Raw genomic sequence first — 16,067 nt, 5'->3', positions numbered from 1 at the left:
AGGCTTCGACTGCGCTCAGCCTGAACGCTTATTCGACCCGCTGTTACCCTATCTCGATCCCGCCCGGGCATAGTCGAAGGTCACGCGAGCCGGCAGTCCATGACCCCGTCGCCCAAGTTCGGGCAACGGGACCAGGTTTCATCAGATCTGCAACCCCATGGTCCGCTGCACATCGAGCAGCAATGGCACGGCCATATCACGAGCCTTCTCGGCGCCGCGCTCGAGGATGCGCCCCACTTCGCCGCGATCGTCGAGCAGTCGGGTCAGCCGTTCGCGGATCGGACCCAGCGTGGCGACCGCCAGATCGGCCAGTTCGGGCTTGAACGCGCCGAAGCCCTGGCCCGCGAACTGTGCCAGCACGTCCGCCGGATCGCGATCGGACAGCGCGGCATAGATGGTGATCAGGTTGCGCGCCTCGGCGCGGCCTTCCAGCCCCTCCATCGTTTCGGGCAGGACGTCCGGATCGGTCTTGGCCTTGCGGAACTTCTCGGCGATCTGGTCATCGGTGTCGATCAGCTTGACCAGCGACATTTCCGACGGGTTGGACTTGGACATCTTCGACGCGCCGTCACGAAGCGACATGATGCGCGGCGCGGCGGCGCTGATCAGCGGCTCGGGCAAGGTGAACAGGTCGCGGCCATAATCATTGTTGAACTTGGTCGCGATGTCGCGTGCCAGCTCCAGATGCTGCTTCTGGTCCTCGCCGACGGGGACATGGGTGGCATTGTAGAGCAGCACGTCGGCCGCCATCAGCACCGGGTAATCATACAGCCCGACGCTGGCGCCCTCGCGGTTCTTGCCCGCCTTGTCCTTGAACTGGGTCATGCGGTTCAGCCAGCCGACGCGCGCGACATTGTTCAGCAGCCAGCTCAACTCGCTATGCTGCGGTACGCGGGTCTGGTTGAACAGGATCGAACGCTCGGGATCGATCCCGGCGGCGATCAGCGTCGCGGTCATCTCGATGGTGTTCGCGGCCATGTCGGCGGGCGCGATCCACTCGGTCAGGCCGTGCAGGTCGGCGATGAAGTACATCGTCTCGCCACCTTTCGCCTGGATGTCGTCCTGCATCGCCACCCACTGCTTCACGGCACCCAGATAATTGCCGAGATGGAGATTGCCCGTGGGCTTGATGCCGGAAACGACGCGCATGATGGTCCTCAACTGTTGCGGCGAACGAGCCGCTTGATGTCTCCGAGACGGAAGGCGCCCGTCGCGAAGGTGGCGACCGCATAGACCAGCATACCCGTCGCGACCAGTATGATGAGCGCGCCCCAGCGCTCCAGATTGGTGCCGGTGACATAGGGCTGGAACCGTTCGTTGAGCAGCGCCATCGCCCCGCCCATCAGGATCGCGGCGAGCAGCATCCGCCAGCTGCGCCGCCGCAACTGTGGGTCCGCCACGAAATGCCCGCGCCGCACCAGCGTGCGATAGAGCAGCACGACATTGACCGTCGAGGCGATGGCTGTCGCCAGCGGCGGCCCCATATGCCCCAGCCACCAGATGAAGATCAGGTTCAGCACGAGATTGACCAGCATCGACCAGGTGGCGAAGCGCACCGGGGTGCGCGTATCGGCGCGCGCGTAATAGCCGGGGGTCAGCACCTTCACGAGGATGTAGCTGGGCAGCCCGATCGAGAAGGCGGCGAGCGCCTGCGCGGTATAATAGCTGTTGGTCGCGGTGAACTTGCCATGCTCGAACAGCGCGGCGACGATCGGCTGCCCACAGACGATCAGTGCGACGGTGGCGGGGAGGGTGAGCAGCAGCGCCAGCTCCATGCCCCGGTTCTGCGTCTCCATCGCCTCGACCTCCTTGCCCGCACCCAGCAGGCGCGAGACGGTGGGGAGGAGGACGGTGCCCAGCCCGATGCCGATCAGCCCCAGTGGCAACTGGTTCAGCCGGTCGGCGGCATAGATGTACGACACGGAGCCCGCAGGCAAGAAGCGTGCGGCGAGCGCGGTTGAGATGACGAGGTTGATCTGCACCGCCCCCGCACCGGCGGCGGCGGGCAGGATCAGCTTCATCAGGCGCTTGACGTCATCGTTGATGACCGGCCGCTTCAGCCGGAGCCGGACGCCAGCACGGCGGCACGCCCACCAGAGCCAGACGAACTGCAGGATACCCGCGATCGTCACCGCGACCGCCTGGTTGCGCGCGGTAGCCATCGGGTCATGCGTGTGGAAGAACAGCAGCGCGACGATCAGCGTCAGGTTGAGCAGAATCGGCGCGGCCGCATTCACCCAGAAACGGTGCAGCGAATTGAGGATGCCCCCCAACAGCGACACCAGGCTGATGAACAGCAGATAGGGAAAGGTCAGCCGGTTGAGCAGGACGATATAGTCGAACTGCGCAGGCGTTCCTTTGCCGTAACCGAAGGTCTGAACCCAAGTGACGGGCCAGGCGGCCAGCTCGACCAGGGCGGTCATGACGATCAGGATCGGCAGCAGGACCGATAGCGCGTTTTCGGCAAAGGCCAGGCCATTCGCCAGGCCCGAGCCCTCTGCCGCCTTGTCGCCCTCCGCCACCTTGCGGTTGAACATCGGGATGAAGGCGGCGGAAAAGGCGCCCTCCGCAAAGAGGGCGCGGAACATATTGGGCAGGCGAAACGCGATCTGGAACGCGTCGGAGGCGAAGTTCGCGCCCACGAAGCGGAAGAACAGCGAGTCGCGAACCAGACCAAGCACGCGGCTGGCCAGAGTCAGCCCGCCGACCGAGCCCAGCGCCTTGGTCAGGTTCATTTGTCAGTCCGGATCAGGCGTGGCCGGTTTCCGGGGTATTGGGCTGCGCACCCGCCTGGGCATCGGCCTGCTGCAGGTACAGCTGCGCGAAATCGATCGGCTCCAGCATCAGGGGCGGGAAGCCGCCGTCGCGCACCGCATCGGCCAGCACACGGCGGGCGAAGGGGAAGAGCAGGCGCGGCGCTTCGCCCAGCATGAAGGGCTGGATCTGGTCGGCGGGCACGTTGCGGAAACCGAACAGCCCCGCATAGCTCAGGTCGACGATGAAGGCGGTCTTGCCCTCGGACTCGGCGCGAACCTCGATCTTCAGGGTCAGTTCGTGGACCTCCTCGCCGACCTGCGCCGCCGAGATGTTGAACTGCACATCGATGCCGGGCGCGGTCTGCGCCTGATAGATGGCGGGCGCATTCGGGTTCTCGAACGACAGATCCTTCACATATTGCGAGATCATCCCCGCGGCGGGGCCGGCATCGTCGCCGTTCGGTGCTTCAAAGCCCTGCGGCAAACCCTGTTCGTCCATCGTCGAAACCTTTGCGTTAGATCAAGGGAGATAAGGAACCGAAACGGCATGTTCACGCGTTCGGCCATATGGCCGTTGCGCGTAGCAGCGGGTCGGCATGGTTTCAACCTTGCCCTCTTCGTCGGGAGGCCGGGTTTTCATTGTCGGCTGCTGCGCCTATATCGGTCACGATAGTGAAAGGCGCTTGTGTTGTTATTCTACGTCGTTCTTCTCGCGATGGTCGCGCTCTTCCTCGCACTGCGACTGTACAGCGTGCTGGGCAAGCGCACCGGCCATGAACAGCAGCCGCTGGCGCGCAGCGCCGACGACCGGCCTTTGCCCGTCACGTTGCCTCGCACGACCGAGGCTACGCAGGCGTCCGCGCCGGTCGCCAACCGCAACATCGAACCGCGGGCCGAGCAAGGCCTGCGCGCGGTGATCGCGGGGGAATCCGGCTTCGACGTGGCGCAGTTCCTGAACGGCGCGCAGGCGGCCTATCGCATGACGCTGGAAGCGTTCTGGAAGGGCGATGAGGACGCGCTGGCCGATCTGGTCGAACGCGATGTGCTCGCCGCCTTTGCCGAGGCGATCGAGCAGCGCCGCGAGGCGGGCGAGAGGCTCGACAACCGCCTGATCCGGGTCGAGAGCGCCAAGATCGTCGATGCGACGGTCGAGGGGCGTGAGGCGCGGATCACCGTCCGCTTCGACGCCGACATCGCCGCCGTGACGCGCGATGCCGAGGGCCATGTCATCGCCGGTTCGCTGAGCGATGCGGTCGAGACGCATGACGTCTGGACCTTCGCCCGGACGCTGAAGAGCGGCGATCCGAACTGGAAGCTCGTCGACACCGACGAAGCCTGATCGGGCCTGACGGGGAATGTCCGCGATGAGGGGGTATCGCGTCGCGACCGTGGTCGCGCTTTCGGTCAGCCTGCCGGCCTGTGCCGGGCGGATCGTTCCGCCCGGTGCGGCTGGTAGTGCGTCCGGGGCCTATCCGTCGCGTGGGCAAGCGCAGCCCCAGCCCCGACCACAACCACGCCCCCGCCCGAGCGGCTCCTCGGTACAACCGAGCGGCCCCAGTGTGTCGCGCGTGCCCGATGGCCCGGTGCGGATCATCGCCGCCACGCCTTTGCCCGCCACCCCGGTCGTGACCGTTCCCGGTGCGGCAACGGCAGCACAGGCAGGCGTGCTGGCCGGACCGCCGGTCGCCTCGCTGCCGATCACCGAACCGCAGGCCGAGGCGGCGCGTGCCGCTTTCCTGTTATCCTGCCCCGGCCTGATGCGCCGCACCGATGCCAGTGGCCTGACGCAAGGCACCGATTGGCAAGCCGCCTGCCAAGCCGCCGCCAGCGTACCGCGTGGGCAGGCCCGCGATTTCTTCTCCCGCTATTTCGAGGCGGTGCAGGTCGGCGACGGCCGCTCATTGGCGACCGGCTATTACGAACCCGAGATTGCGGGCTCGCGCGAGCGGCGCGCAGGTTACGAGGTGCCGATCTATGCCCGGCCGCGCGATCTGATCGATGTCGATCTCGGCGCCTTCACGACCGATCTGAAGGGCAAGAAGGTGCGCGGCAAGGTGCAGGGCACCAACCTCGTTCCTTATGACGACCGCACCGCGATCGAGCAGGGTTCGCTGGAGGGGCGGGCGCCGGTTCTGGCTTGGGGCGCAGACCCGGTCGAAGTATTCTTCCTCCAGATCCAGGGGTCGGGACGGCTGCGGCTGCCCGATGGCGGGATCATGCGCGTCGGCTATGACAGCCAGAATGGCCGCGACTATACCGGCATCGGCGCGCTGATGAAGGCGCGCGGGCTGCTGGGGCCGGGCCAGACCTCCATGCAGGGGATCGTCGCCTGGCTGCACGACCACCCGGAAGAGGGGCGCGCGATCATGCGCGAGAACAGGAGCTTCGTGTTCTTCCGCGAGCTGAACGGCGCGCCGCAAGGGGCAATGGGCTATGCGGTGACGGGGCAGGTCAGCGCGGCGGCGGACCCCAAATTCGTGCCGCTGGGCGCACCGGTGTTCCTGTCGATGGACCGGCAGGACGCAACCGGCCTGTGGGTCGCGCAGGATACCGGCGGCGCGATCAAGGGCTCCAACCGTTTCGACACCTTCTGGGGTGCGGGGGATACGGCGCGCGCGGTCGCTGGCGGCATGTCGGCGCGCGGCACCGCCTTCCTGCTGCTGCCGGTCGGAACGCTGGCGCGGGCTGGAGTCGTGGCGCCAAGCGGGACGGTCAGTGCGCCCCCTCAACCCTGACGAGGCGCAGCTCTGGGCGCGGGTGATGGAAACGGTGCGACCGCTTCGCGCGGCCATCGTTCCGGCTCGACCCGCGCCGCCCCCGCCCACTATGGACGCGGTATTCCACGAAACACCAGGGGCACCCAAAGTACGGGTGAAGGGCCGTGTGCCGCCGCTCCGTCAGCCCGCGCCGCCGCCTGTTGCCGCCAAGAAGGGACCGGGCGAGACGCTGGACGGCGGTTGGGACAAGCGCCTGTCGCGTGGCAGTGTCATGCCCGACAGTTCGCTCGACCTGCATGGCCATACCCTGTCGTCGGCGCACGCGCTGCTCGATCAGGGGCTGGGCCGGGCGATCGCGCGCGGGGACCGGGTGCTGTTGCTCGTGACCGGCAAGCCGCCGCGACCCGAAAGCGAGCGCCCCCATGCGCGCGGCGCGATCCGTGCGGCGATCAGCGACTGGCTGGGCGCGTCGCGCCATGCCGATTCGATCGCGGCGATCCGTAATGCCCATCCGCGCCATGGCGGGCAGGGCGCGCTCTATATCGTCTTCAGGCGCCCGCGCGAGCGATGACGCCCGCATAGATTCGGGTCAGCGCGTAGAGATCGTCGACCGCGACTGCCTCGTCGACCTTGTGCATGGTCGCGTTGAGCAACCCGAACTCGACCGTCGGACAGAGTTTCGACAGGAAGCGCGCGTCCGAGGTACCGCCGGTGGTCGACAGTTCGGGCTCGATCCCTGTCTCGGCGCGGATGGCGTCGGCGATCATCGCGGAGAAGGCGCCGGGCTGGGTCAGGAACGCCTCGCCCGAGATGCGACCCGTCACCTGCGCGGCGGGGGCATGGGCGTGAGCAATGGCGGTGATCCGCTCGACCAGCGCCGCGCCACTATGCTCGTCGTTGAAGCGGATCGACAGCCGCGCCTGTGCCGATCCCGGGATGACGTTGGTCGCCGGGTTCCCGACATGCAGGTCGGTGATCTCGATATTGGACGGCTGGAACCAGGCATTGCCGGTGTCGAGCGTCACCGCCTCGATTTCAGCCAGCATTGCGATCAGCGGCGTGATCGGATTGTCGGCGAGATGCGGATAGGCGACATGCCCTTGCCGCCCCGGCACGGTGATCCAGATATTGACCGAGCCACGCCGTCCGATCTTCATCATGTCGCCCAGCCGGTGGGCGGAGGTCGGCTCGCCGACCAGGCAGAGGTCGGGGGCGACGCCACGCTCCGCCATCCGGTCGATCAGCGCGCGCGTGCCATAGATGGCCGGGCCTTCCTCGTCGCCGGTGATGATGAGCGACAGGGGAATGGTCGGCTCGGCCGGGATGGCGGCGACGAAGGCGGCGACCGCGCCTTTCATGTCCACCGCGCCGCGCCCGAACAGTCGGCCGTCGCGCACCTCGCCGGAAAAGGGCGACCCCTGCCAGCCATCGCCTGCTGGCACGACGTCGACATGGCCCGCAAAGGCCAGATGAGGGCCTGTACCGTCACGCGTGGCAAGAAGGTTTTCGACCGGGCCGTCGGGCTCCTCGCCGACCGTGAAGCGATCCACGGTGAAGCCCAGCGGGATTAGTGCGGCCTCCAGCACGTCGAACACCGGACCGCGTGCGGGGGTGACGCTGTCGCTGCGGATAAGGGCCTGGGTGAGGGTGAGGGCATCGGTCATGCCGCGCGGCATAGGCAGGCCGATCGGCGCAGGCAATTCCTCCGCGAGCTAGTGGGGCTGAACGTCATAATCCATGTTGTCGTCCATGGGAGCCGAAAGCGCCCCACGTCGTTGTGTTCGCTCATGAAAGGAATAGGGCGATGAACGAGCGGGATCGCGATCTGGATCACAAGGGCCGCAAGACCGGCCTGCGCCTGATCATGTGGTTGGCCATCGCCTTGCTGATCGCGATGGGCTTGCTATGGGCGTTTGCCTCCCGGGTTGCGGAACCGGCGACCAGCCAGCGCGCGCCGCTGAACGAAACGCCGCCGGCCACGCAATAAGTTCGGCGGCGTGGCCGTTCAGATCGTCGGCTGCTCGAACCGCTCGATCACCCATTCCTCTTCCTGTGCGGCAGCGATCCAGTCCTGCATGAAGGGATGGCGCAGCACCGCGTCCATATAGGGCACGGCGAAGCGCGCGACCGGCAGCTGATAGGTGACGATCCGCGTCACAACCGGTGCGAACATGATGTCGGCTGCGCCGAATGCACCGAACAGGAAATCGCCCCCGCCGCCGAAACGTGCCCGCGCCTGTGCCCAGAGTTCCATCATCCGCTTGAGGTCGACGATCACATCCTCGTCGGGCGTGCGCGCGGGATAGACCTGACGGATGTTCATGCTGTGCTTGCGACGCAGCGCCACGAAACTGGAGTGCATCTCGGCCGCCATCGATCGCGCCATTGCCCGGGCGGCGTCGTCGGCGGGCCAGAAGCGATCACGCCCGACCTTGTCGGCAAGGAAGTCGATGATCGCCAGGCTGTCCCAGACCACGGCCTCACCGTCCCAAAGGATCGGCACCTTGCCCGATGACGGCGCGAACTCCGCGCCCTCGCGCCGCTTGTCCCAGTCGGAGTCATAGAGCGGGACGACCACCTCCTCGAACGGCAGGCCGGATTGGCGACATGCGAGCCAGCCGCGCAGCGACCAGGAGGAATAGGCCTTGTTGCCGATGATGAGCTTCATGGGGAAAGGGGTAACCGCCCCGCCGGGTCCCCGCAACCGAACAAAAAAGGCCCGCCCAGTGGAACCGGACGGGCCTTTCTCGATCGCTGTCTCCGCAACTCAGCCGATGGCCTCGAGCACCGCCGCGCGGAGTTCGGGGATACCCATGCCGCCTTCGCTCGAGGTGGCGAGAATGTCGGGATGGGCGGCGGCACGTTTGCGCGCCTCGATCTCGGTGCGGGCGATGACATCGGCCAGTTCGGTCGCCTTGACCTTGTCCGCCTTGGTCAGGATGATGCGATAGCTGACCGCCGCACGGTCGAGCATTTCCAGGATTTCGCGATCGACTTCCTTGATGCCGTGGCGCGAGTCGATCAGCACCAGCGCACGCTTCAACGCCTGCCGTCCGCGCAGGAAATCGTTCACCAGGAAACGCCACTGCTTGACCATGTCCTTGGGCGCTTTGGCAAAGCCATAGCCCGGCATGTCGACCAGCCGCAGCACCGGCGGGGTCCCGACGTCGAAGAAGTTCAGCTCCTGCGTCCGGCCCGGCGTGTTCGACGTGCGCGCCAGGCCGTTGCGGTTGGTCAGCGCATTGAGCAGCGACGATTTGCCGACGTTCGAGCGGCCCGCCACCGCGACTTCCGGCACGATCGGATCGGGCAGGAATTTCAGCGCGGGCGCGGACTTCAGGAAGGTGACCGGCCCGGCGAACAGCTTGCGCGCCTGCTCGACCAGTTCCTCCGAAAAGCCCTGAGGCTCTTCGGGGGGGAGGGCGGGGGGAAGCTCGCTCACTTGGCGACCGGCTGCTTCAGGCCCGGATGACGGGCGTAGAGCAGGCGCTGCTGCAGGATCGAGATGCAGTTGGTCGTGATCCAGTAGACCTGCAGGCCGACCGCGAACGGCGCCATCACGAACATCAGCACCCAAGGCAGGATCGCGAAGACCTGCTTCTGCGCATCGTCCATCGGCTGCGGGTTCATCTTGAACTGGAAGTACATCGAGATGCCCAGCAGGATCGGCACGACGCCGATCGCAATGAAGTGCGGCGGCACGAAGGGCAGCAGGCCGAACAGGTTGACCGGGGTCAGCGGATCGGGCGCCGACAGATCCTTGATCCACAGCACGAAGCCCTGATGCCGCATTTCGATCGTCAGCATCAGCACTTTGTAGAGCGCATAGAAGATCGGGATCTGGATCAGCGTCGGCAGACAGCCCGCCAGCGGATTGACCTTTTCCTGCTTGTAGAGGGCCATGACCTCCTGCTGCATCCGCACCTTGTCGTCCTTGTAGCGTTCCTGCAGCGCCTTCATCTTGGGCTGCACCGCGCGCATCGCCGCCATCGAGGCGAACTGGCGCTGCGCGATCGGGAACATCAGCGCGCGGATGGTGACGGTCAGCAGGATGATCGCGACGCCGAAATTGCCGACCAGACGGAACAGCCAATCGAGATAATAGAAGATCGGCTTTTCCAGGACGCGCAGATAGCCCCAGTCGAGAGCGTAATCGAGCTTTGTCGCGCCTTCCTTGTCGGTGTAACGATCGAGCAGCGCCACTTCCTTGGCGCCTGCGAAGAAGCGGGTGGTCTGGGTCAACTGCTTGCCCGGCGCCAGCGTCTGCGGCTGAACCGTGTCGTCGGCCTGATAGGTCTGGCCCGCGCCTGCACGGAACTGGCCGTCAAATGCCTTGGCCTGATCGGGGATCAGGGCGGTCAGCCAATATTTGTCGGTAAAGCCCAGCCAGCCGCCGGTCGTGCTGAAGCGGGTCGGGGCCTTGTCCACGTCTTTCCAGTTCGGACCGTAATTGGCCGAGCCGTTATTGACCGACATCGGGCCGACATGGATCGTCCAGGTGTCCGGATCGGCTGAAATGCCGCGATTCACATAACCATAGGCCGCGACCGGCACCGGAGCATTGCCGCCATTGGCCACCGTCTGCTGGACGGTGAACATGTAATCCTTGTCGACCGACAGGACAATGCGGAACTGCTGGCCCGTCGCGTTGGCGGCGGTCAGCGTGACCGGCTGGCCGGGGCGCAGCACGGGTGCACTGGCGGTCCAGACCGTATCGGCGGCGGGTGGGTTCAGCCCATCGGTGCGCCAGCCGAAGCCGGCGAAATAGGCGCCTTCCGCGCCCGCCGGCGACAACAGGCGGATCGGCGGCGAGTCCTTGGCGACGGTTTCCTTATAGTCGAGCAGAACGAGGTCATCGATTCGCGCGCCCTTCAGGTTGATCGAGCCCTTCAGGCGCGGCGTGTCGATCGCCACGCGCGGGGTTTCGGCCAGCACCACCTTGCGGTCGCGAATCGCGGTCGGCGTCGTCGCGGTCGGGTTGGCGGTGGAATTGGCCACCGGCACCTGCTTGCCACCCTCGATCTTGGTCGCGGGCGGATTGCTCGGGAAGAACTTGCTCTGGATGAGCGGCCATCCGAACAGGATCAGCGCCGCGATCACCGCGAACACGACGAAATTCTTGCGGTCTTGGTTCACGTGGAAACCCCAGTAGTGTCAGGGGACCGGGTCGGGTCCGTGCCCGCCCCAGGGATGGCACCGCGCAATGCGCTTGAACGCCAACCAGCCCCCTTTGGCCGCGCCATAGCGGTCAATGGCCTGTATTGCATAGGCCGAACAGGATGGTTGATAGCGACAAGTGGGCGGCAGGATCAGCGAAGGGCCGAGTTGCCAGCCCCGCGCGATGAGAATCAAGGCCCGCGCGAACACGGTCACGCGGGCTCTTGAGATGGTGTGGCGGGCTGGCGGTGCGCACCGCCGCGCGGGGATCGCCCCTTGCCGCGACCATGATGCACACGCGGCTCGCGCGGGCGCTGATCGCTGGCGGACTCGGGCGAGGCGGCGCGGGTCAGCGCCTTGGCCAGTTCGGCGGTGAGCGCCTGATAGTCGCGCTCGATACCGCCTTGCCGTCCGATCAGGACATGGTCGGCGCCCGCTATGCCCTTACCCGGCAACAGATCGCGCGCGAGCGCCCGCAACCGGCGTTTCATCCGGTTGCGAACGACCGCGTTTCCGATCTTCTTGGTGACGGTGAAGCCGACGCGAATCGCCGCGTCACCGTCATCCCGCGGGCGAACCTGCAGCACGAAGCCGGGCATCACCACGCGGCGCCCGCCATTGGCCGCGAGGAAATCGCGGCGGCGGGTCAGCGTCGTGATTACGCCGACAGCTTCTTGCGGCCGCGCGCGCGACGCGCCCGGATCACCGCACGGCCGCCAGGCGTCGCCATCCGCGCACGGAAGCCGTGACGGCGAGCGCGCACCAGATTGCTCGGCTGAAAGGTCCGCTTCATCGTTCATTCCTTGGATACGTCTGAATAAAAACGGCCGCCACGAGGACGGCCTTGGTGGCAAGTCGCTTACGCAAAGCGGGCTTTCAAGTCAATCGGCTGTACGCACTCCCGGTACATCCGTCGCCCCTTGCGGTCGGGCGTCATCCTTTGCAGGAAGCATAAGCGGGCAGGGGAGAGCCCGTATAGGGGGAATCTCATGGCGACGATCGTGTCCACGGTGGCCTATCTGGGGCTGGAGGCGCGCGCCGTCGAAGTTCAGGTGCAACTGATCGCAGGGTTGCCCGCCTTCAATCTGGTCGGGCTGGCCGATAAGGCGGTGGGGGAGAGCCGTGAGCGGGTGCGCGCCGCGATCGCCGCGATGGGCCTCGCGCTGCCGCCCAAGCGGATCGCGGTGAACCTGTCGCCTGCCGACCTGCCCAAGGAGGGATCGCATTTCGACCTGCCGATCGCGCTGGCGCTGCTCGCCGCGATGGGGGTGGTCGATGCCGAGCTGTTGGCCGACCATGTCGTCGTCGGCGAGCTGGCGTTGGACGGACGGATCGGGCCGTCACCAGGCGTGCTGCTGGCCGCGATTCACGCCGGATCGCTCGACAAGGGACTGATCTGCCCCGCCGCGCAAGGCGCCGAAGCAAGCTGGGCGGGCGGCGGCGCGGTGATCGCCGCACCCGACCTGCTCTCGCTCATCAACCATCTGAAGGGGCATTCGATACTGCCATTGCCCGAAGCCGGATTGGTTGAGGAGGACGTTCCCGGCCCCGATCTGGCGCAGGTCAAGGGCCAGGAAAATGCCCGCCGTGCGCTGGAGATCGCCGCGGCCGGTGGGCATAATCTGCTGATGAGCGGTCCTCCGGGGTCGGGCAAGTCGCTGATGGCGGCCTGCCTCCCCGGAATTCTCCCCCCGCTCGACGCGGCCGAGGCGTTGGAGGTGTCGATGGTCCAGTCGGTTGCGGGAACCCTGGCCGGAGGACGGCTGACCCGCACCCGCCCGTTCCGCGCGCCGCATCACTCGGCCTCGATGGCGGCGCTGACTGGCGGCGGGTTGAAGGCCAAACCGGGCGAGGTGAGCCTTGCGCATCTGGGTGTCCTGTTCCTCGACGAATTGCCCGAGTTCCAGCGCGCCGTGCTTGATTCGCTTCGCCAGCCGCTGGAGACCGGCACGGTCAGCATCGCCCGGGCCAATGCGCATGTGACCTTCCCGGCGCGGGTGCAGCTGGTCGCGGCGATGAACCCTTGCCGCTGTGGTCATCTGGGGGACGCGGCGCTGGCCTGTGCCCGTGCGCCGCGCTGTGCGGCGGATTATCAAGCGAAGATCTCAGGGCCGTTGCTCGACCGAATCGATCTGTCGGTCGAGGTCCAGCCGGTTCGTGCGGTCGATCTGTTCGCACCTGCCGCCGCCGAATCGTCCGCCACGGTGGCCGCACGGGTGGCGGCGGCGCGAAGGCTTCAGGCCGAGCGCTATCGGGAGGCGACCGTGACGGTGCGGACCAATGCCGAAGCGGACGGCCAGTGGCTGGAACGCTTCGCTACCCCGGATGAGCCAGGCCGCGCCCTGCTGGTGGAAGCGGCAGAGCGGATGCGCGTGACCGCGCGCGGCTATACCCGCGTCCTGCGCGTGGCGCGCACCATCGCCGATCTGGCGGGGGCAGGGCAGGTCGGGCGCATCCATATCGCCGAGGCGCTGAGCTATCGCCAGCGACCGCCGGTGAATTGATGGCGCGCAAGGCAATACGCTGGATCGCCCCGATGCTGTTGATGGGGGTCGGACCGCCGCTGACGTGGCTGGCCATCCTCTGGTCCGATCCTGTCGCGTCGGGTGTCCGTGGTCCGCTACTCTATGGCCTTCCCGCACTGGCGAGTGTTCCCGGCCTTACCGGCCTGTCGATGCTGCCCCTGCGCCGCAGAACCAAGGGTCTGATCCTCCCGCTTTACCTGACCGCCGTCATCCTGAGCCTGCTCTATACTCTGGTGGTCTTCGTCTGCGTTGCCACCCATGATTGCCCTTGAGCCCGGCAATCGGCACTTGCGTACGCCGTCACCCTCGTCTAGCAGCGCGACTTCGCTGCCCCTGTGGCGAAATTGGTAGACGCATTCGACTCAAAATCGAACGCCGAAAGGCATGCTGGTTCGAGTCCGGCCAGGGGCACCACTTCCGGTCAAAACCGGGCACCATGGATATGGCGGCATCGCCGTCCCGCACGACCGCGCTTTCCAGCGCCGCTTTGCTGCCCTGGATGTGGATGGTTTGGTTGTCCACGCGGACATTGTCGATCAGCAGCCGGACATAGGCTTTTCGCAGCGCCGGGTTTCCGCCTCTCAGTTGCTCGCTGATCAGATTGCCGAATTTGGCGATCGTTTCCTCGCTGATGCGCTGCGGTCCTCGTTCAAGCTGGAGCGTCAAGCTGCGCGCGCTGGCGCCCAGTTGCGCGACGTTCTGGCGGTGCTGGGTGAGCCGCTCGGCGAACTGCGGGTCCTTGGGCGACATCAGACCCTCCTCGAGCAGTTCCAGCAACCTTCGTATGCGCTTTTCCGCTTTGACTTTCTCCCGCCTGACACGATCGAGATCCTGGTGCCGCTGCGCATCCGCCGTATCGGATTTCTCGAGTACGGCCTGCAACAATTCGAGGAGCCGATCGCGCTGAAGGATACGATCCGTCAGGACTGACAGGACGATGCTGTCCAACTCGTCCTGTCGGATCGCACGCGTCTCACAGCGTCCGGCACCGCCGGTCAGCTTCGCGTTGCAGGCATAGTAGATATACTGTCCGGACTCGCCGGTGCGGATCGTCATACCGGCTCCGCAGCCGGGTGCTTTGCACTTCAGCATACCGGTCAGCAGCGTAGGGCCGTTGGTGACGCGCGGCGGCGTCACCTTGGGAGCAGCCCTCGCACGACGAGCCGCGACCTCCGCGATGATCTTGGGTGGGACGATCTCCGGACAAGGCACTATAATGCTCTCGTCGATCGAAGGCTTTCGACCTTTGCTGTCAGCCGTTCGATCGAGATATTGGCCGCCGTAATGTTGGCGGGTCAGGATGCCATCGACGCTGCTGTGGAAGAATTCGCGGCCACGGATCCGGTATCCCAAGGCGTTGAGATGCTGAGCGATCGCGCGCGTGCCCATCGGCGTGCCGTGGAGGCCGATTCGCGCCAGATCATAGATCAGCCGAACGACGGCGGCTTCTTCCTCCACGATGAAGAGTTTGCGGCGTTCCTTGCGTCCCTCGACAACCACGGTGCGTGCCTGGTAGCCGAACGGCACCGGCCCGCCGTTGAAGTATCCCGACTGCGCATTTCCGCGTCTATCACGCCGCGTGAAGATGGATGCGTCGAGGGCATACTTTTCATTGATGGCGCCGAACATGCCGCGCATGAGCCGGCCGTTGGCATCGTCGCCAAATTCTTCGGTCAGCGAAATCAGGCGAACGCAAGCCTGTTCGAGCCTGTACTCGCTGTTGACCTGAGTCCGCAGCCGCCTGGCAAAGCGTGACAAGGCGTGGACATAGATGATGTCCACTGGTCGCTCGGGCGCGGTCGCCTTCGCCATCATGGTGTCGAATTGAGGGCGACGGAGCTTGCGGCCGGAGACGTTCAGTTCCTCGAATATCTCCACCACTTGCACGCCATCGCGTTTCGCCTTGTCTTTGATCGCGGCGATCTGGGCTGCGATACTGGCATTGTTGCCGTCCTCGTCGTCGTTGCTGACCCGGACATACCCATAGGCGCGCAGCGGCTCGCTCATCTATTTTCATCCTGCAATTGATGCTCATGCCGCCCGGCAGCATTCATATCTTCTTCCCTGAACAGCTCAATCAGGGCCTCGCCAAGCATGCTGGCGATGAGATCGACCTCACCGGGCAGAAGCCCGATCATAGGCGGTAGTTCGACGATGACCTCACGCGAACACGCGGCTCCAGCCTGTGGATCAATCGCGTCTTTCGCAGGAGGAGGTGGCGCCGGCGGCATGGTGACCGAGCGGTGCCATCCTTCTCAGATGTTCGCGGTCCACCTACCCCGAAAATTGTTCGTGCGAAGGGATTGGCCGCTTGAGCGAGCCGCACTTGTCACCCGGGAATAGCTTATGCTGGGACAAAGCCGCCATTCTCGGTCCGGCCTCGAAAGGGCAGGTTCGGATAATCCGGTCATCAATGGATTCGGAGTCGTCAGGCGGACACGTTTGGTCGAATGCTGATTGTGCCGATACATGCTGAAGCGCGATATGTAACAACTAAGTTTCGGTCGCGTCCAGATTGCCGCTGAAATGAGCCATTCAAAGTGTCACAGGATTAATTTCTTAATGTATACAGAGAACCTTTCGTTGACCTCATCGAATTCGGCTTCGCGCAGTACTTGCCGCCGCTGCACGCCATAGGATCGGATATCTACATCAGCCGGCAGACTCTGCGACGCCTCCTCGACAGCGACGATGACCTGCGCGTCAGCCGGCGCCTGCGCAAAGATAAACTTCAGCATCTGAGGCAGGTGCACTGCGTCCTGGCCCTGTTGATTGGGAGCATCGATCACAATTGGAAATGCCGTGGCTGTAGCATATTTAGGGTCAGGACTCGTTGATCAAAGCCAGAAGATGATGGTGGCAGCGAGGGCGACGGCGGAGAAGAAGGCGGTTGGGCACCGATCGTAGCGGGT

The 16,067-nt window shown here is 65.5% G+C and carries 19 protein-coding genes, 1 tRNA gene and 1 pseudogene; 8 read left to right on the top strand and 13 right to left on the bottom strand.

Annotation, left to right across the window (positions count from 1 at the left end):
• Positions 1 to 141 precede the first annotated feature (141 nt).
• Genes trpS through secB form a run of 3 tightly spaced genes read right to left on the bottom strand, consistent with a single transcriptional unit; the run spans position 142 to position 3,255 of the window.
• Complete coding sequence (gene trpS / locus GGR45_RS10045) at positions 142 to 1,149, bottom strand: tryptophan--tRNA ligase (RefSeq protein ID WP_175310945.1); 1,008 nt, start codon at positions 1,147 to 1,149, stop codon at positions 142 to 144.
• An 8-nt stretch (positions 1,150 to 1,157) separates the two neighbouring features.
• A complete protein-coding gene (gene murJ, locus GGR45_RS10040; RefSeq protein ID WP_175310944.1) occupies positions 1,158 to 2,735 on the bottom strand; it encodes a murein biosynthesis integral membrane protein MurJ in 1,578 nt (525 codons plus the stop codon).
• A 13-nt stretch (positions 2,736 to 2,748) separates the two neighbouring features.
• The gene (gene secB / locus GGR45_RS10035) at positions 2,749 to 3,255 is read right to left on the bottom strand and encodes a protein-export chaperone SecB (RefSeq protein ID WP_042490310.1); all 507 of its coding nucleotides are present in this window, start codon (positions 3,253 to 3,255) and stop codon (positions 2,749 to 2,751) included.
• A 186-nt stretch (positions 3,256 to 3,441) separates the two neighbouring features.
• On the opposite strand from secB, the gene GGR45_RS10030 reads away from it, so the two are divergent.
• From GGR45_RS10030 to GGR45_RS10020, 3 genes are read left to right on the top strand one after another with little or no spacing between them, the layout of a single operon-like run.
• Complete coding sequence (locus GGR45_RS10030; protein ID WP_175310943.1) at positions 3,442 to 4,095, top strand: Tim44/TimA family putative adaptor protein; 654 nt, start codon at positions 3,442 to 3,444, stop codon at positions 4,093 to 4,095.
• A 25-nt stretch (positions 4,096 to 4,120) separates the two neighbouring features.
• Positions 4,121 to 5,491 carry a murein transglycosylase A gene (gene mltA / locus GGR45_RS10025; protein ID WP_175310942.1) on the top strand — a complete coding sequence of 457 codons (1,371 nt, stop codon included), beginning with the start codon at positions 4,121 to 4,123 and terminating at the stop codon, positions 5,489 to 5,491.
• 25 nt (positions 5,492 to 5,516) lie between these two features.
• Complete coding sequence (locus tag GGR45_RS10020) at positions 5,517 to 6,044, top strand: Smr/MutS family protein (protein WP_175310997.1); 528 nt, start codon at positions 5,517 to 5,519, stop codon at positions 6,042 to 6,044.
• Here GGR45_RS10020 and dapE read toward each other — a convergent pair.
• Positions 6,022 to 7,137, bottom strand: coding sequence for a succinyl-diaminopimelate desuccinylase (gene dapE, locus GGR45_RS10015; RefSeq protein WP_175310941.1), 1,116 nt, complete (start codon positions 7,135 to 7,137; stop codon positions 6,022 to 6,024). The genes GGR45_RS10020 and dapE overlap by 23 nt on opposite strands.
• A gap of 140 nt (positions 7,138 to 7,277) precedes the next feature.
• On the opposite strand from dapE, the gene GGR45_RS10010 reads away from it, so the two are divergent.
• Complete coding sequence (locus GGR45_RS10010; RefSeq protein ID WP_175310940.1) at positions 7,278 to 7,460, top strand: hypothetical protein; 183 nt, start codon at positions 7,278 to 7,280, stop codon at positions 7,458 to 7,460.
• Between the two features lie 18 nt (positions 7,461 to 7,478).
• On the opposite strand, the gene GGR45_RS10005 is transcribed toward GGR45_RS10010, so the two are convergent.
• The 6 genes from GGR45_RS10005 to rpmH form a co-directional block, all read right to left on the bottom strand.
• A complete protein-coding gene (locus GGR45_RS10005; RefSeq protein ID WP_175310939.1) occupies positions 7,479 to 8,141 on the bottom strand; it encodes a glutathione S-transferase in 663 nt (220 codons plus the stop codon).
• Positions 8,142 to 8,240: 99 nt separating this feature from the next.
• Positions 8,241 to 8,915, bottom strand: a complete 675-nt coding sequence (yihA, locus tag GGR45_RS10000) for a ribosome biogenesis GTP-binding protein YihA/YsxC (protein WP_175310938.1) — start codon at positions 8,913 to 8,915, stop codon at positions 8,241 to 8,243.
• Positions 8,912 to 10,609: a membrane protein insertase YidC gene (gene yidC, locus GGR45_RS09995; RefSeq protein WP_175310937.1), complete on the bottom strand. Its 1,698-nt coding sequence runs from the start codon at positions 10,607 to 10,609 to the stop codon at positions 8,912 to 8,914. The genes yihA and yidC overlap by 4 nt, the downstream gene beginning before the upstream one ends.
• An 18-nt stretch (positions 10,610 to 10,627) precedes the next feature.
• Positions 10,628 to 10,840: a membrane protein insertion efficiency factor YidD gene (yidD, locus tag GGR45_RS09990; protein WP_285139263.1), complete on the bottom strand. Its 213-nt coding sequence runs from the start codon at positions 10,838 to 10,840 to the stop codon at positions 10,628 to 10,630.
• Positions 10,841 to 10,842: 2 nt separating this feature from the next.
• On the bottom strand, positions 10,843 to 11,229 hold the full coding sequence (gene rnpA, locus GGR45_RS09985) for a ribonuclease P protein component (RefSeq protein ID WP_415640703.1): 387 nt from the start codon (positions 11,227 to 11,229) through the stop codon (positions 10,843 to 10,845).
• A 59-nt stretch (positions 11,230 to 11,288) separates the two neighbouring features.
• Entirely contained in the window at positions 11,289 to 11,423 is a 135-nt protein-coding gene (gene rpmH / locus GGR45_RS09980) for a 50S ribosomal protein L34 (protein ID WP_007404632.1), read from the bottom strand.
• A gap of 196 nt (positions 11,424 to 11,619) precedes the next feature.
• Here rpmH and GGR45_RS09975 point away from each other — a divergent pair, with 196 nt between their 5' ends.
• The 4 genes from GGR45_RS09975 (at position 11,620) to GGR45_RS09960 (ending at position 14,085) form a co-directional block, all read left to right on the top strand.
• Positions 11,620 to 13,134 carry a YifB family Mg chelatase-like AAA ATPase gene (locus tag GGR45_RS09975; RefSeq protein WP_175310936.1) on the top strand — a complete coding sequence of 505 codons (1,515 nt, stop codon included), beginning with the start codon at positions 11,620 to 11,622 and terminating at the stop codon, positions 13,132 to 13,134.
• Positions 13,134 to 13,427, top strand: a complete 294-nt coding sequence (locus GGR45_RS09970) for a hypothetical protein (protein WP_175310935.1) — start codon at positions 13,134 to 13,136, stop codon at positions 13,425 to 13,427. Before GGR45_RS09975 ends, GGR45_RS09970 begins: the two co-directional genes overlap by 1 nt.
• A 57-nt stretch (positions 13,428 to 13,484) precedes the next feature.
• Positions 13,485 to 13,569: transfer RNA gene (locus GGR45_RS09965), tRNA-Leu, on the top strand.
• The gene (locus GGR45_RS09960; protein ID WP_175310934.1) at positions 13,540 to 14,085 is read left to right on the top strand and encodes a hypothetical protein; all 546 of its coding nucleotides are present in this window, start codon (positions 13,540 to 13,542) and stop codon (positions 14,083 to 14,085) included. Before GGR45_RS09965 ends, GGR45_RS09960 begins: the two co-directional genes overlap by 30 nt.
• Before the next feature lie 51 nt (positions 14,086 to 14,136).
• Here the strand turns inward: GGR45_RS09960 and GGR45_RS20005 are convergent.
• From GGR45_RS20005 to GGR45_RS09945, 3 genes and pseudogenes are all read right to left on the bottom strand, one after another.
• Positions 14,137 to 15,162: pseudogene (locus tag GGR45_RS20005) on the bottom strand (recombinase family protein); the annotation flags it as partial.
• Positions 15,159 to 15,293, bottom strand: a complete 135-nt coding sequence (locus GGR45_RS19825) for a hypothetical protein (protein ID WP_281394124.1) — start codon at positions 15,291 to 15,293, stop codon at positions 15,159 to 15,161. The gene GGR45_RS19825 and the pseudogene GGR45_RS20005, both read right to left, overlap by 4 nt.
• A gap of 405 nt (positions 15,294 to 15,698) precedes the next feature.
• The gene (locus GGR45_RS09945) at positions 15,699 to 15,944 is read right to left on the bottom strand and encodes a hypothetical protein (protein ID WP_175310933.1); all 246 of its coding nucleotides are present in this window, start codon (positions 15,942 to 15,944) and stop codon (positions 15,699 to 15,701) included.
• Between the last annotated feature and the right edge of the window lie 123 nt (positions 15,945 to 16,067).

It is taken from the genome of Sphingomonas zeae (genome assembly GCF_014197135.1).
In the GTDB taxonomy this organism is placed as follows: domain Bacteria; phylum Pseudomonadota; class Alphaproteobacteria; order Sphingomonadales; family Sphingomonadaceae; genus Sphingomonas; species Sphingomonas zeae.
This window is presented reverse-complemented; position numbering and strand designations above follow the sequence as displayed.

What these genes read in the sequence shown, in the direction of transcription:
- dapE (WP_175310941.1), bottom strand. Translation starts at nt 7,137, where the DNA reads ATGACCGATGCCCTCACCCTCACCCAGGCCCTTATCCGCAGCGACAGC.
- GGR45_RS19825 (WP_281394124.1), bottom strand. Translation starts at nt 15,293, where the DNA reads ATGATCGGGCTTCTGCCCGGTGAGGTCGATCTCATCGCCAGCATGCTT.
- rpmH (WP_007404632.1), bottom strand. Translation starts at nt 11,423, where the DNA reads ATGAAGCGGACCTTTCAGCCGAGCAATCTGGTGCGCGCTCGCCGTCAC.
- secB (WP_042490310.1), bottom strand. Translation starts at nt 3,255, where the DNA reads ATGGACGAACAGGGTTTGCCGCAGGGCTTTGAAGCACCGAACGGCGAC.
- GGR45_RS09960 (WP_175310934.1), top strand. Translation starts at nt 13,540, where the DNA reads ATGCTGGTTCGAGTCCGGCCAGGGGCACCACTTCCGGTCAAAACCGGG.
- GGR45_RS10005 (WP_175310939.1), bottom strand. Translation starts at nt 8,141, where the DNA reads ATGAAGCTCATCATCGGCAACAAGGCCTATTCCTCCTGGTCGCTGCGC.
- rnpA (WP_415640703.1), bottom strand. Translation starts at nt 11,229, where the DNA reads ATGCCCGGCTTCGTGCTGCAGGTTCGCCCGCGGGATGACGGTGACGCG.
- murJ (WP_175310944.1), bottom strand. Translation starts at nt 2,735, where the DNA reads ATGAACCTGACCAAGGCGCTGGGCTCGGTCGGCGGGCTGACTCTGGCC.
- GGR45_RS09975 (WP_175310936.1), top strand. Translation starts at nt 11,620, where the DNA reads ATGGCGACGATCGTGTCCACGGTGGCCTATCTGGGGCTGGAGGCGCGC.
- trpS (WP_175310945.1), bottom strand. Translation starts at nt 1,149, where the DNA reads ATGCGCGTCGTTTCCGGCATCAAGCCCACGGGCAATCTCCATCTCGGC.
- GGR45_RS09970 (WP_175310935.1), top strand. Translation starts at nt 13,134, where the DNA reads ATGGCGCGCAAGGCAATACGCTGGATCGCCCCGATGCTGTTGATGGGG.
- GGR45_RS10020 (WP_175310997.1), top strand. Translation starts at nt 5,517, where the DNA reads ATGGAAACGGTGCGACCGCTTCGCGCGGCCATCGTTCCGGCTCGACCC.
- mltA (WP_175310942.1), top strand. Translation starts at nt 4,121, where the DNA reads ATGAGGGGGTATCGCGTCGCGACCGTGGTCGCGCTTTCGGTCAGCCTG.
- GGR45_RS10010 (WP_175310940.1), top strand. Translation starts at nt 7,278, where the DNA reads ATGAACGAGCGGGATCGCGATCTGGATCACAAGGGCCGCAAGACCGGC.